This is a genomic window from Streptomyces sp. NPDC029014 (assembly GCF_055564695.1).
On sequence record NZ_JBVHVT010000004.1, the window covers coordinates 135,585 to 149,168 of the forward strand.

The following is a 13,584-nucleotide window of genomic DNA, read 5'->3' on the forward strand; positions in this document are numbered from 1 at the left end:
TCTCGCGATATGACGTGTTTGATGTATCTCGAAAGCTACGTTGCATTCATGATGTCGTCAATCACCGTAACGCGTATATCCAGGTAGCAGGCCGGAAATTGATGCAATGGTCTGTGGTCGAATGCAACGATGCATTGCAATGAATGGGGGCGAAAGCAATACTGACGGCATGCCAGGAGGACGTTTGACCCAGCAGGAACGCCACCGCATCGCGGCCGGACTCGCCGACGGGCTCTCCTATGCGGAGATCGCCAGGCGGCTCGAACGTCCGACCTCGACGATCAGCCGGGAGGTCTCACGCAACGGCGGGCCCGGCGGCTACCGGCCCCAGCAGGCGCACCAGGCGACGGTCCAGCGGGCGCGGCGCGGCACACCGCCACCCCCACCCGTGGACCAGCCGCCCGGCGGCACGGCCGAGGACGAGATCATCGAGCTGGCGGTCAGGTCCGGGATGCCGAGGATGACCGCCCGCGTGCACGTCGACCTGCTGCTGTCCGAGGACGGCAGGCGCACCGCAGCGGAGCTGACCCGCAGGCTGAACGTCAGCCCGGCCTCCGTCTCCGTGGCCGTGAACACCCTGGTCCAGCACGGGTACGTCCGGCGCGAGCGCGATCCGCAGCGGCGTCGCGACATCTACGTGGTCGACGACGAGGCCTGGTACAACTCGATCGTGATCAGCGCGCGGCAGACGCTCGAAACGGCGCAGGCCGCGATGGCGGCGGCGGAGGCGTTCGGGCCGGGCAGCCCCGTCGGGCAGCGGCTGTTCAGGGGCGGGTCGTTCCTGGAACGGGTCATCCACGACATGCGGGACTCCGCCGACCGCTGGCGCCCCCTCCTCACGTGACGGTTCCGGAGCCGGGCCGGCCGAGGAGGCGGCGGCGCAGCTGTCCTGCGCCTCGGAAAGTTTGGACGGGCAGCCGCACCCCGGCTGCCCGCAGTCCCTTCATACAGCACGAGTGTCCGCAGCAGGGCCTTCTGCACCGCTCTTTAGCGGAAGTTGCTTAACCGGCTCCGTCGGTGACCGTCACCGCCGAGACTGCCTGGTCATGCACACCGGATCGCCTCCGGCCAGGAGGTCGCTGACCGTTCTGGCGCTGGTCGCCGCCACGTTCGCCCTGCTCCTCGGCGGGGCGGGCCCGGCATGCGCGCACGCCGGCCTCAGTGGCTCCGACCCCGCCGACGCCGCCGTCCTCCAGACGGCGCCGAAGCACGTCACGCTCACCTTCACCGAATCGGTCGGCCTCTCCGAGAACTCGCTCAGAGTGCTGTCGCCGGACAACGAGCGCGTGAACCCCCGCCCGGCGCAGCACGTGGACGGCAAGGACAACACCGGCCGGGTGGAGCTGTCCGACAAGCTTCCCCAGGGCACCTACACGGTGGCCTGGCGGGTCGTCTCCGCCGACGGCCACCCGATCTCCGGCGCGTTCTCCTTCTCCATCGGCAAACCGTCCGGGACCGCCGCCGTGAGGCCCACCGGCTCCCCGGACGACACCGCAGCCAGCCGCCTGTACGGCCTGTTCCGCTACGCCGCCTACAGCGGGCTCGCCCTCCTCATCGGCGCCGCCGCGTTCGTCCTGGTGTGCTGGCCCTCCGCGGGGGCCGTCCGTGCGGTGCGCAGGCTGCTGGTCGTCGGGTGGGCGGCGCTGGTGGTGTCCACCGCGGCGCTGTTGCTGCTGCGCGGCCCGTACGAAGCGGCCGGGCCGCTGACGTCGGTGCTCGACCCGTCCCAGCTGGGCCGCACCGTCACCGGCAGGCCCGGGGGAGCGCTGATCGCCCGGCTCGTGCTGCTCGCCGGGGCCGCGGTGCTGCTGAGGTGGTCGGCCGCGCGGCTCCGGGGCCCGGGCGACGGGGCGGAGCCGCAGCACCTCGGTCCCCGTGTCCGCGCGGCCGCGGCTCTGTTCGCGCTGGGGCTGGCGTTCACCTGGGCCGGCGCCGAGCACGCCTCCGCCGGCATCCAGGTGCCGCTGGCCGTTCCCGCCGCCGTACTGCACCTGCTGGCCATGGGGGTCTGGCTGGGCGGACTGATCACGCTGGTGGTCGTCCTCCGGGGCCGGGGGGCCTCCGGTAGCGGCAGCGGCCCGGTCCCGGCGTCCGCGATCGGGCGCTTCTCGACGCTGGCCTTCACCGCCGTCGCCGTCCTCGTCGGCACGGGGGTGTACCAGTCCTGGCGGCAGGTCGGCTCCTGGGAGGCGCTGTCCACCACGTCCTACGGGAGGATCCTCACCGTGAAGATCGCCGCCGTGGTCCTCGTGCTGTGGGTGGCCTCGTTCTCCCGCCGTTGGACCGCCCGCCTCGTCCACGCGGCGCCCACGACCGCGGAGCCGGCGCCGGTGCCCGAGCACGCCTCCGTGCCCGCGCCCGAGCCCGCGCCCGAGCGGGCCAAGGTCGCGCAGATGGTGGGCGCGTCGGCCTCCCCCGAGGCAGCGGACCCCGTCAGCAGCGCACCCCGTACGGGCGGCGGGGGCGATGCGGACGGCGGCACCGAGCCGCCCGGCTCCGAGCCGCCCCGCGCCGAGGCCGACGGACATCAGCGGCGCCTGCGCCGCACGGTGGCCGTCGAGGCCGTGCTCAGCGCCGTGGTCCTGGCGATCACGACCCTGCTCACCGGTACCCAGCCCAGCCGCGCCGCCGCCGAGAGCGCCGTGGCCGCGGCCGCGGCGCAGGGCCCGCAGGTGAAGGTGGTCACGGTCCCCTTCGACATGGGGACCGCCAACCACCAGGGCACGGTCCAGATCACCCTGGGGCCGGGACGCGTCGGCGAGAACACCGTCGAAGCCGTGGTGTACACCGCGGACGGAGGCCTCGCCACCGTTCCCGAACTCCGCCTGACGCTCACCCAGGAGGAGCTGGACATCGGCCCGATCGACGCCAAGCTCAAGAACCAGAAGGGCTACTGGGCCGCATATGACCTGCGGCTGCCCATGCCCGGGGAGTGGACCCTGAACGTCACGGTGCGCACCACGGAAATCGACCAGGTCACCGTCAACGGGACCGTCCGGATCACGTCGCCGCCGCGGTGACCGTCAGGAGTTCCTCGACCGTGCCCCGCTCCGGGTGCTGCGGGTCGCGGCCCGCCAGCCGCCGGTACAGCCGCTGCCAGGCCGCCCCGTCGTCCACCGGCAGGTGCGTGCGGACCAGCGCCGAGAGTTCCTCCACGGCTTCCGCTATCTGTGGAGGGGCGTCCGGCCGGAGCCGGTCGTCGCCGAGGCGGCGCAGTACGCACGGGCCCTGCCCCACCTGCCGCAGGAGGTCGTCGGGGGTGATCAGCCCCTTCGTGAGCAGGTCGTCGAGTCGTCCGGTGGCCTTCTCGTGGTCGGCGCGGTAGCCCAGCCCGGCGCGCAGCGCGTCCTTGTCCGCGATCCAGACCTCCTCGTACGAGCGGTGGCTGCGGTAGTCGCGGCGTATCGCGTCGATGTGGCGGGCCGCGACGGCGGGCGGTGTGCCGGGCCGGTTGACCATCTGCGGCCAGTACCGGAACGGCTCGCGGGCGTGCTCGGCTTCCAGGTGCTCCCAGTCGGCGTTCGGGATGAGCTCCATCAACCGGTCGGCGGCATCCGCGCCGGCTCGCGGACCGAGGCGGCGCAGGCGCGAGGTCAGCTTCTGCGTGGTCAGCTCCTTCTCCACCCGGGCGCGGAGGGCCGCGAGCGGATCGGCGGCGGTCAGCGCCGTCTCGCAGATACGGGTGACCGCCGGGCCCACCCGGCCGGTGGCGAGCAGTGCCGACAGCCGGGCCGGGCCTGCGTGCCGCAGCAGGTTGAGGCAGCCCGTCAGCTGCTCGGGCACTTTGAACTTCGGCAGGTGGCTGCTGGCGAACGCCGCTTCGACGAGCTCCGGTTCGACGGCGTGCAGGCAGTCGGGGAGCGCGTTCCACGGAATGCGGTCGGCGTACGGTGCGAGCGGGACCGACGGGTCGGTGACGGCCGCGCGGCGTTCCTCGGCGCAGATGGAGAAGTGGAGGTCCAGGACGGCGAGGTGGATCTCCGGATCGCCGTGTTCCAGGAGCCGCAGCGCGGTGCCCCGGGTCAGGTCGATGCCGCGGGCGATCACCAGGAGGGCCTCCCGGTTCCGGCTGCGCAGGAGGTGCTCCAGGACGGCTGAGGGGGTGCCGCGGCGCGCCGCGACGACGTACTGCGCCAGCAGCGTGCCCGTTTCCGGCGGCAGTTCGGGCATCAGGGCGTCCAGGACATCGGCGCCGCACCGCCGCAGGACCTCGCCCGTGGGCCACCACCACAGTGCGCGGGACAGCTGGTCCTGGACGCTCCGGCCGGTCGGCGCGCGGTCGGGCAGCAGCCGGGCGGATGCGACCGCCGCTGTGTCCCGGGAGCGCTGTACCAGCGCCGGCCAACTGAGCAGCCGGTCCAAGTCCTTGCCGTTCGGCCGGCACAGGGCGTCGGCGGTGGTGAGCAGCTTCAGCCAGGCGGCCGGGTCCGTCCCCAGAGCGGTCGTCAGGTGCGCGCGCAGTTCCCGCTCGAAGGCGGGGCGCGCCGGGTCGTGGTCGGACAGCGGGCGGAGCTGCATCGACCAGCGCGCCGGGAACGCCCCGAGGATGTCGGCGGCCCGCAGCGTCCCCGCGGTGTAGGCCGCCGACAGCCCGTGGAGGTGGGCCGAGCGGCGGTGCGGTGCGGGATCGCCGTCCGCAACGTTCTGCCGCAGCAGTTCCAGCGCCGCGGCCCCGTCGATCGCCGGGGCCGCCGGGCGGGGCGCACTCTCGTCCGTCGGCAGGCCGCAGCGGTGCCATGCTTCGGCCAGCCACTCGGGGCGGCCGACGGACTTGGGGTACCGGTTCGGGTGCGTACGCCCCAGGAAGCGCACGACCTCGGCATCCGCGGGCAGCGGAGGGGCGGCGCCCCCGCCCTGCTCGGCGGCGAGGCTGCGCAACAGGTCGACGGCGGCCACCGCCGCCTGGTGGACTTCTTCGCACGGTGCGTCGTACGGACGGGCTCCCACGGACTACCCCTCCCCCTCGTTGTTCTCGGGATCAAGAACAGTGCACCACGCGGGTCTGACAGCGCGACGGCTCAGGTGGTGCGGGGGGAGGGCGTGCGTCAGGCGGCCGGCCTGCCGGGCTGGTCGTGGGTGGAGCAGTGGATGCCGCCGCCGCCCGAGGCGATCGTGTCGATGGCGACCGGGACGACGTCGCGCTTCGGGAAGTGTTCCTGCAGGATGCCGCGGGCGCGGTCGTCGGCCCTGCGGTCGCCGAACCGGGGCATGAACACGGCGTCGTTGGCGATGTAGAAGTTGGCGTAGGTGGAGACGAAGTCGTCGCCGCGGCCCGTGATCCGGTTCAGGTCGGGCTGCGGGAGGTCGATGACCTCGAAGCGCCGGCCGCGGGCGTCCGTCGCCTTCGACAGGACGGACTCCGCCTGGTCGGCGGAGCGGGACCAGGAGTCCGGCGGGGTGCTCGGGTGTGCGCGGTCCAGCAGGACCACTCCCGGCGCCGTGAACCGTACGAGGCTGTCGACATGGGCATCGGTGATGTCCTCGCCGCGCACGCCGGCCAGCCAGATCACCTTCTCGACGCCCAGCGTCCGCTCGAGTTCGGCCTCGACGGTGCCGCGCGACTTGCCCCGGTTGCGGTTGTCGTTGACGATCGAGCTCTCGGTGATCAGCAGGGTGCCCTCGCCGTCGGGCTCGAAGGAACCGCCCTCCGCGACCAGCGGCGCCTGCACCCGGGGGATCCGGTACTGCTGCAGCAGGGCGCTCGCCACCTTGGCGTCGTTGGTGTGCACCTGCTTGTCGCCCCAGCCGTTGAAGTTGAAGTCGACGCCGGTGACCCCGCCGCCCTCCTCCTCGACGAAGACGGGGACGGTGTCGCGGGCCCACAGGTCGTCCACGGCCAGCGGGACGACCTCCACCTGGGAACCGCACGCCCGCTGCGCGGCCGCCACCTGGTCGGGGCGGGCCATCATGACCACCGCCTCGTACTCCCCGACGGCGCGGGCGATGCGGGCGATGTCCTCGCGGACGTAGCGCAGGTCCTCCTCCCACACCCCCTTGGCGAGGGCGGGCCAGGACATGAACGTACGGGTGTGGCTCTCCCACTCGGCGCCGAGCCGGCGCTTCGGACCGCCGCCGGACGCCGACGGGGCGGATCCCGCCGGGGTGCCGGACCGCAGGGCGGCCTCGGCGCGGCCGCAGGCCGCGGTGCCCAGGGCGAGGGCTCCGAGCCCGGCGAGGCTGCGGAGAGTGGTCCGGCGCGTGGGGGGCGGGTTCGACACGGGCGACTCCGATCGTGGACCGGCGGGACACGGTCGTCCGGCCGGGGCGGGCGCGGGGGCGCGACGAGGGCCGAGGGTCGAGGTCCTCCGGGCTCCTACGGCAAGGGTGCGCGCCGATCCCGCGATCGGCCGTCCAGCAGGAGAGCGGAACGGCCGCGTGCCGCCACTCTGACACTGACTGGATTTTCAGTCAAACGACTGCCCGCCCCTCTCGGCCGCGCCATGTCTGCAGCAGCCCGTCCCGAAGCGGGCGGCCGACCAGGGACGTTCGGCCCCCGGGGCGAAGGGCCGGGGGACGTTCGGGCCCTTTCGGGTCCGGCGTTGCCGCGTGTTCACTCGTGAACCGGGTCCGCCCGTCGGTGACGGCGGGCGGACCCGTTCACGTGCGGGACGAGTGGAGGGCGCCGTATGGCGGGGAAGCGAGCGGACGGATGATCGCGGCGGTGGGCCATGCCGATCTGTCCCCGGAGACGCTCGAACGGGTGGAGCCCGAGGTGCGGGCGTGGCTGGAGCGCTGGGCGGGGAGCGCCACGGTGGTGGTCCGTGCGGCTGCGGGGCTGCCGGTGGTGATCGGACGGGCCGTGCGCGCGTCGGGCCGGCGGCTGGTGCTGCTGCTCCCGGCCGACGGGGCGGTGTCCGCCCCGCTGCCCCGGCACGACCGCGCCGCCGCCGGCGAACTGCTGGTGCTCGCCGACCGGGTGCGCCTGTTGGACTTCGACCCGGACGGCCGCGAGGCCTGCATCGGCGCCGACGAGCGCATGGTCCGCGGCAGCAGCCGGCTGCTGGCCGTGTGGGACGGATCGCCGTCCGACGGCCGGGACGCCACCGCGCACCTGGTGGCCTACGCCAGGGCCCGCGGCATTCCCGTGGACGTCGTCTGGCCCGAGGGCGCGAGCCGGGTCCAGGAAGTCCAGGCCCCCGTCCGGCACCTCCCGCGCCCCCCGTACCCCCCGCACCTCCCTGCGGTGGGGCGCGCTCCGATCGGTACACCGGCACGAAGGGAGGGCGGCCATGTCCGGCACCCTGCTTGACCGCCCGGCGGACGCGCAGAGCCGCCCGACGGGCGGCGGCGACCGGCCCGGCGTGATCGGCGCGGGACGCGCCCTCGCCTGGCTGCTCGTCGTCACCGGCGCGGCCGGGATCCTCGCCTCGTTCGTGATCACCCTCGACAAGTTCGAGCTGCTCCGGGACCCGGACTTCGTCCCCTCGTGCAATCTCAGCCCGGTGATCTCCTGCGCCGACGTGATGCGCAGCGGCCAGGCGTCAGTGTTCGGCTTCCCCAACCCGCTGATCGGCCTCGTCGCGTACGCGGTCGTCGTCGCGGTCGGGTGCGGCCTGCTCGCGGGCGCCCGCTACCGGCGGTGGTTCTGGGCCGGCCTCAACCTCGGGACCCTCCTGGGCGCCGGCTTCTGCATGTGGCTGATGAGCCAGGCGCTGTACGAGATCGGTGCCCTGTGCCTGTGGTGCTGCCTGGCGTGGGCGGCCACCATCGCCATGTTCTGGTACACGACGGTGCACAACCTCCGGCACGGTGTCTTCCGCGCCCCGCGCGCCCTCGTCAGCGGGGTGCAGGAGTTCCACTGGGTGCTGCCGGCCACCTGGTACGGGGTCGTCGTGCTGCTCGTCGCCACCCGCTTCTGGCCCTACTGGGCGAGCCTGCTGTGACGTTACGCCGGTCGGCGGCGCCCGGAGGGTGCACGGCGAGGGCCTGCCGGCCACCGCCCGCGGAACGCGACGGCAAGGAGGCAAGCACAACCGGAAGAAGCACACGACGTGAACCAGTACGACACCCACGACACCCACGACACCTACGACAGGTACCACGCGCTCCTGGCACGGCAGGACGCGATGCGGCTGCGGCGGCAGCTGATGGCCCCGGCCCGGCAGCCGGCCGCGCTCGGCCCCGGCTCCTACGACGGCGCGGCGGACCAGCGGCTGATCATGCTGCACCTGCCCCTGGTGAGCCCCTCAGGGGAGCTCATCGACCGTCTCTACGACGCGATGTTCGAGCACCACCCCTACCTCCGCGGCCTGTTCCCCCACTCGATGGCGTTCCAGCGCGCCCACCTGGAGAGGGCGCTCCGGTACCTCATCGACCACCTGCACCAGCCGCAGGAACTGGCCGCCTTCTGCTCCCGGCTCGGCCGCGACCACCGCAAGTTGGGCGTGCGACCGGTCCACTACGAGGTCTTCGAGGCGGCCCTCGTCGAGGCGCTGCGGGGGTACGCCGGCGGGGGATGGAACGACGCGCTCGAACAGGCGTGGCTGCGGATGCTGCGGTTCGCGGTCGCGGCCACGGTCGCCGGCGCCGAGCAGGCCCTGGCCGAACCGCCCTACTGGAACGGGGTGGTGACCGGGCACCGGCTCTGCGGACCGGACCTCGCCGTGGTCCACGTCCGCACCGCCGAGCCGTACCCGTACCGGGCCGGACAGTACGCCCAACTCCAGACGCCGCTCCTGCCGCACGCCTGGCGGCCCTACTCCCTCGCCTGTGCGCCCCGCCCCGACGGCGAGCTGGAGTTCCACGTCCGCCGCACCGGCCCCGGGGACGTGGGCGAGGCGCTCGTGGCGCGCACCGGCACCGGTGACCCCCTGCGCATCGGGCCCGCCCAGGGGACCATGACCGTGGACGGAGCACCCGACCGGGACGTGCTGGTCGTCGCGGCGGACACCGGCTGGGCCACCGCCAAGTCACTGCTGGAGGAGCTGGCGCGCGGGCCCCGACCGCGCCGGACCCACCTGTACCTCGGGGCCGGCACGCTCGACGACCTGTACGACACGCCGGCCCTGGCGGGGCTGGAGGACCGCTGCCCGTGGCTGCGCGTGGTCCCCGTGATCGGGGAGGGCGCTGCCGCCGCCGACTGCGGTGCGGTGGTGGAGGCGGTCTCCCGGGGCGGCGACTGGTCCGGGCACCTCGCCTACGTCAGCGGGCCGCCCGCGATGGTCGCCGCGACGGTGGAGCGGCTGGTCGCCCTGGACGTGCCCGCCGACCGGATCCGCCACGACCCCGGGCGCCCCGCATGAAGTATCCGCTGGCCACGGCCGGTTCCGGCGGTGCCGGACGGCACTCGGCGGGGGCCATACGTCCCTGATCGGGCAGGGGACGCAGGGACTGTTCGGCCCTGCCGGTCCCCTGCCCCCCGCACGGATCATGGGGCGGCGGCCGGGCGGTGCCGTTTCCCCGTACGTACGGCACCTCCCGGTCCGCCATGGGTACGGCTACAGGGAGGGCAGCGTCCGGTGGACGTGACAGGGAAGAAGCAGGCAGCGAGCGCGGAGCCGGAGACCGCTCGACGGACGACACCCGGATCCGGAACCGGAGCGGCCGTCGGAGCCGGATCCGGAACCGGAGCGGCCGTTGGCGCCGGAGCAGGGAACGGGCCGGCGCGGCGGGCCTCGTGGGTCGATTGGCTGACGACCACCGACCACAAGCGGATCGGCACGATGTACCTCGTGAGCGCGTTCGTGTTCTTCATCGTCGGCGGCGTCATGGCGCTGATGATGCGGGCCGAGCTGGCGCGCCCGGGCACGCAGATCATGTCGAACGAGCAGTTCAACCAGGCGTTCACCATGCACGGTTCGATCATGCTGCTGATGTTCGCGATGCCGCTGTTCACCGGGTTCGCCAACTGGATCATGCCGCTCCAGATCGGCGCGCCGGACGTGGCGTTCCCGCGGCTGAACATGCTGTCCTTCTGGCTGTTCCTCTTCGGGTCGCTCATCGCGGCCTTCGGCTTCCTCACCCCCGGCGGCGCCGCCGACTTCGGCTGGTTCCTCTACGCACCGCTGTCGGACTCGGTGCACTCGCCGGGGCTCGGCGCCGACATGTGGATCATGGGTGTGGCGCTGTCCGGCTTCGGCTCCATCGCGGGCGCCGTCAACTTCATCACCACGATCCTGTGCATGCGGGCCCCGGGCATGACGATGTTCCGGATGCCGATCTTCACCTGGAACGTGCTCCTCACGGCGCTGCTGGTCCTGATGGTCTTCCCGGTGCTGGCCGCGGCCCTCTTCGCCCTCGAGTGCGACCGCAAGTTCGGCTCCCACGTCTTCGACGCCGCCAACGGCGGTGCCCTGCTGTGGCAGCACCTGTTCTGGTTCTTCGGCCATCCCGAGGTGTACATCCTGGCGCTGCCGTTCTTCGGGATCGTCAGCGAGGTCGTCCCGGTCTTCTCCCGCAAGCCGATGTTCGGCTACATAGGACTGATCGCCGCCACCATCGCGATCGCCGGCCTCTCCGTGACGGTGTGGGCGCACCACATGTACGTCACCGGCGGCGTCCTCCTGCCGTTCTTCTCCTTCATGACCTTCCTGATCGCGGTCCCGACCGGCGTGAAGTTCTTCAACTGGATCGGCACCATGTGGAAGGGCTCGCTGTCCTTCGAGACGCCGATGCTGTGGACGGTCGGCTTCCTCGTCACCTTCGTCTTCGGCGGGCTGACCGGCGTCATCCTGGCCTCGCCCCCGATGGACTTCCAGCTCTCCGACTCGTACTTCGTGGTGGCGCACTTCCACTACACCGTCTTCGGTACCGTCGTGTACGCGATGTTCGCCGGCTTCCACTTCTGGTGGCCGAAGTTCACCGGCAGGATGCTGGACGAGCGCCTCGGCAAGATCACCTTCTGGACCCTGACGGCCGGCTTCCACCTCACCTTCCTCGTCCAGCACTGGCTGGGTGCCGAGGGCATGCCGCGTCGGTACGCGGACTACCTCGCCGCCGACGGCTTCACCACCCTCAACACCCTCTCCACCGCAGGATCGTTCCTGCTCGGGCTGTCCCTCCTGCCGTTCTTCTACAACGTGTGGAAGACCGCCAGGTACGGCAAGAAGATCGAGATCGACGACCCCTGGGGCTACGGCCGGTCCCTCGAATGGGCGACCTCCTGCCCGCCGCCGCGGCACAACTTCACCTCCCTGCCGCGGATCCGGTCCGAGTCGCCGGCGTTCGACCTCCACCACCCGGAGATCGCCTCCCTCGACCACCACTGAGCCGGTCCGGCAGCCAACGGACCCCCAGGGAGAGGTGCTCATGTCCCACGCAGTTCCGGCACTCGCCGTCGCGGTCCTCTGCGCCGCGGGCTGTGTCTGGTACGTGCCCGCGATCGCGGACGTACGGGCGGGCGCCGACCGCCCCGCATCGCGCCGGACGGCGGCCACGGCCTGCCTGACCGGCTGGGGCACCGCGGCGCTCGTCATCCCCCTGCTGCTGGCGTCGGCGCCGGGGGCGCTCATCGCCGCCGTCGCGGGAGCCGGGGCCGCGGCCACGGCGGCCCTGCTCCTCCACGGCCGGGCCCAGCACGACGCGGAGCAGCACGAAGCGGCCCGGCGCTGGGCCGCGCTGGGCTGCGTGCAGTGGGCCCCGGTGGGACGCCGCCGGCCGGGTCGCGTCGGGGTCGCCTGGGTCCTGGCCGCGGCCACCGTCGTACCCGGTGCCGCGGCCGCAGTGCTCCTGACCGGCCGGTGACGACGCGGCACCTGCGGATGGCGGGCACCGGTCAGACCAGCGCTGCCACCAGGTCGGGGCGTTCCTCGACCAGGAGGTGCCCGGCGTCCGCCACCACGTCGAGCCCGGTGCCGAGCCGGGCCCGCACCGCCGGGCCGAGCCGGCGCGGCGGCAGGAAGGTGTCGTGGGCGCCCGTGACCACCTGGTACGAGACCCTCCGGCGGGCCTCGGCGAGCCCGGGCGCCCCGCTCGACCGGGCGTGCCGGGCGACCAGCGTCATCCACTCCACCAGGTCGGGGCGCGGCACGTAGCCCGGAGCGCCCATGGCCCGCAACAGCCGCGCACTGCGGGCCGGGGCGGGACACAGGTACCAGGCGGCCGACGCGGCCAGCAGGCGGGGCGTCAGACGCAGCCGCCCGAAGCCGCCGGGGGAGAGCAGGACGAGCCGCTCCGCGCGCAGCGAGGGGCAGGACAGGGCGATGGCAGCCCCGAACGAGTGCCCCATCACGGTCACGGCCCCCTCCCCGCCCACGTCCCCGCCCCCGACCCCGGCCGCATCGAGCACCTCGCCCAGCCATTCCCCGTACCAGGACAGCCGGCCGCTCCCCGGCCCGCGCACGCCCGAACTGAGCCCGGGCTGCCCGGGAACGTCCGGCAGGACGACCCGGTGCCCGGCCGCGCACAGCGCCTCGGCGAGCGGGAGCGAGACCGCGGCGTTGAAGTTCGTGCCCGGGACGTGCACGACCGTGACCGGACCGGAGCCCGCGGTCACCACGTGGGTACGGGCTCCGGCCGCGGTGAACTCGGCCCGCTCGTGCGGCCGCTGCCAGCCGTCGAGCCGGTCCAGACACCAACGGCGCACGGCCGCTTCGCCCTGCCGACTCCGGTAGATCGACGTCACCGGGAGAGTATCGCCGCTCGACCGTCCCCCTGTCCGGCGTTGTCGGCGGACGGATGCCGGGTCCCTTCGCACGGAGCGGCCGAGGAGCGGGCCGACGGCCGGTCGTACCGGCGCCGACCCCCGTGTCAGGGCCCGTCACATCCTCACACCGGCATGCGCCGTCACACGGGCATGCGCCGCAGGACGGCGCGCCCCCGGCTCGCGGGAACGAGTCGGCGCGCGCGGCCTCGACGCACCTCCGACGGCCTTGCGCGCCGGTCGGCGTGACCTCGGCCTCCCCGCGGCGGTTCCCCTGCCGGAGCGGCTCCCGTCCGGGCCGCCCCGGCCTCCCTTCCGCCCGTTCCGAGGTGTGACCCGCCGTGATCGAGCTTCCCGCCCCCGCCGAACTGCCCCGCTGCTTCCCGTCCGGAGCGCCCGGTATGCCCGCCCTCGCCGAGCACGCGCTCGCCACCGGCCACGGCCGCTGGTTCGCCGACCGTGCCGCCGAGCCGCGCGTCCTCGCCGTCGTCTGCGGCGGCCACGCGCTGCTCCGCGGCCGCGCCGGCGTCCTGCGGGCACAGGACGTACGCCCCCTGGCGTCCGGCTACGTCGAAGCCCCTGCCCACTTCGTCCCCGTGATGCGGGCGGCGTTCACCCGCCTGGACCCGTGGGAGCGCATGGTCTACGTGCACGAGGAGCCCGCGCGCCCGGCCCGCCCGCCGCACGGGGTCACGATCCGCCCGCTGACCGCCGGGGACGCCGACGCGCTGGCGGCGCTGGGGCCGCAGGCGCAGTGGGTCCACGGCACCTGGGGCGGCCCGCACGGCCTGGCCGGCGCCGGGGTCGCCCGGGGCGCCTTCCACCACGGCCGGCTGCTGGCGGTGGCCTGTACGTACGTCCTGGGCAGCCGGTACGAGGACGTCGCCGTCTTCGCCGCGCCCGGTCACCGGCGCCGGCACCTCGCGCTGGCCTGCGTCAACGCCCTGTGCGAGGACATCGCCGACCGCGGCCGGACCCCCAGTTGGACCTGCCCCCGCGACCAC

At 73.6% G+C, this 13,584-nt stretch carries 10 protein-coding genes and 1 pseudogene; 8 read left to right on the forward strand and 3 right to left on the reverse strand.

Annotated features, from left to right (window positions below):
- Positions 1–169: 169 nt before the first annotated feature.
- Both ACZ4VL_RS03835 and ACZ4VL_RS03840 read left to right on the forward strand, forming a co-directional pair.
- Complete coding sequence (locus tag ACZ4VL_RS03835; protein WP_468195423.1) at positions 170–844, forward strand: helix-turn-helix domain-containing protein; 675 nt, start codon at positions 170–172, stop codon at positions 842–844.
- A gap of 202 nt (positions 845–1,046) precedes the next feature.
- A complete protein-coding gene (locus ACZ4VL_RS03840) occupies positions 1,047–3,020 on the forward strand; it encodes a copper resistance CopC/CopD family protein (protein ID WP_468195425.1) in 1,974 nt (657 codons plus the stop codon).
- Here ACZ4VL_RS03840 and ACZ4VL_RS03845 read toward each other — a convergent pair.
- Together ACZ4VL_RS03845 and ACZ4VL_RS03850 are read right to left on the reverse strand one after the other, a co-directional pair.
- Positions 3,001–4,947: a hypothetical protein gene (locus tag ACZ4VL_RS03845; RefSeq protein WP_468195427.1), complete on the reverse strand. Its 1,947-nt coding sequence runs from the start codon at positions 4,945–4,947 to the stop codon at positions 3,001–3,003. The genes ACZ4VL_RS03840 and ACZ4VL_RS03845 overlap by 20 nt on opposite strands.
- Positions 4,948–5,045: 98 nt before the next feature.
- A complete protein-coding gene (locus tag ACZ4VL_RS03850; protein WP_468195430.1) occupies positions 5,046–6,218 on the reverse strand; it encodes an agmatine deiminase family protein in 1,173 nt (390 codons plus the stop codon).
- Positions 6,219–6,661: 443 nt separating this feature from the next.
- Between ACZ4VL_RS03850 and ACZ4VL_RS03855 the strand changes: the two genes are divergently transcribed.
- The 5 genes from ACZ4VL_RS03855 (at position 6,662) to ACZ4VL_RS03875 (ending at position 11,682) form a co-directional block, all read left to right on the forward strand.
- Positions 6,662–7,249 carry a hypothetical protein gene (locus tag ACZ4VL_RS03855; RefSeq protein ID WP_468195432.1) on the forward strand — a complete coding sequence of 196 codons (588 nt, stop codon included), beginning with the start codon at positions 6,662–6,664 and terminating at the stop codon, positions 7,247–7,249.
- Positions 7,230–7,883, forward strand: coding sequence for a vitamin K epoxide reductase family protein (locus ACZ4VL_RS03860; protein WP_468195435.1), 654 nt, complete (start codon positions 7,230–7,232; stop codon positions 7,881–7,883). Before ACZ4VL_RS03855 ends, ACZ4VL_RS03860 begins: the two co-directional genes overlap by 20 nt.
- 108 nt (positions 7,884–7,991) lie before the next feature.
- Positions 7,992–9,242 (forward strand): globin domain-containing protein, encoded by a 1,251-nt coding sequence (locus tag ACZ4VL_RS03865; RefSeq protein ID WP_468195436.1) that lies wholly within the window; start codon positions 7,992–7,994, stop codon positions 9,240–9,242.
- Positions 9,243–9,458: 216 nt separating this feature from the next.
- Positions 9,459–11,207 carry an aa3-type cytochrome oxidase subunit I gene (gene ctaD, locus ACZ4VL_RS03870; protein ID WP_468195439.1) on the forward strand — a complete coding sequence of 583 codons (1,749 nt, stop codon included), beginning with the start codon at positions 9,459–9,461 and terminating at the stop codon, positions 11,205–11,207.
- Between the two features lie 40 nt (positions 11,208–11,247).
- A complete protein-coding gene (locus tag ACZ4VL_RS03875) occupies positions 11,248–11,682 on the forward strand; it encodes a hypothetical protein (RefSeq protein ID WP_468195441.1) in 435 nt (144 codons plus the stop codon).
- A 31-nt stretch (positions 11,683–11,713) separates the two neighbouring features.
- On the opposite strand, the gene ACZ4VL_RS03880 is transcribed toward ACZ4VL_RS03875, so the two are convergent.
- Positions 11,714–12,562, reverse strand: coding sequence for an alpha/beta fold hydrolase (locus ACZ4VL_RS03880; RefSeq protein ID WP_468195444.1), 849 nt, complete (start codon positions 12,560–12,562; stop codon positions 11,714–11,716).
- 656 nt (positions 12,563–13,218) lie between these two features.
- Here ACZ4VL_RS03880 and ACZ4VL_RS03885 point away from each other — a divergent pair.
- Positions 13,219–13,581: pseudogene (locus ACZ4VL_RS03885) on the forward strand (GNAT family N-acetyltransferase); the annotation flags it as partial.
- Positions 13,582–13,584: the final 3 nt, after the last annotated feature.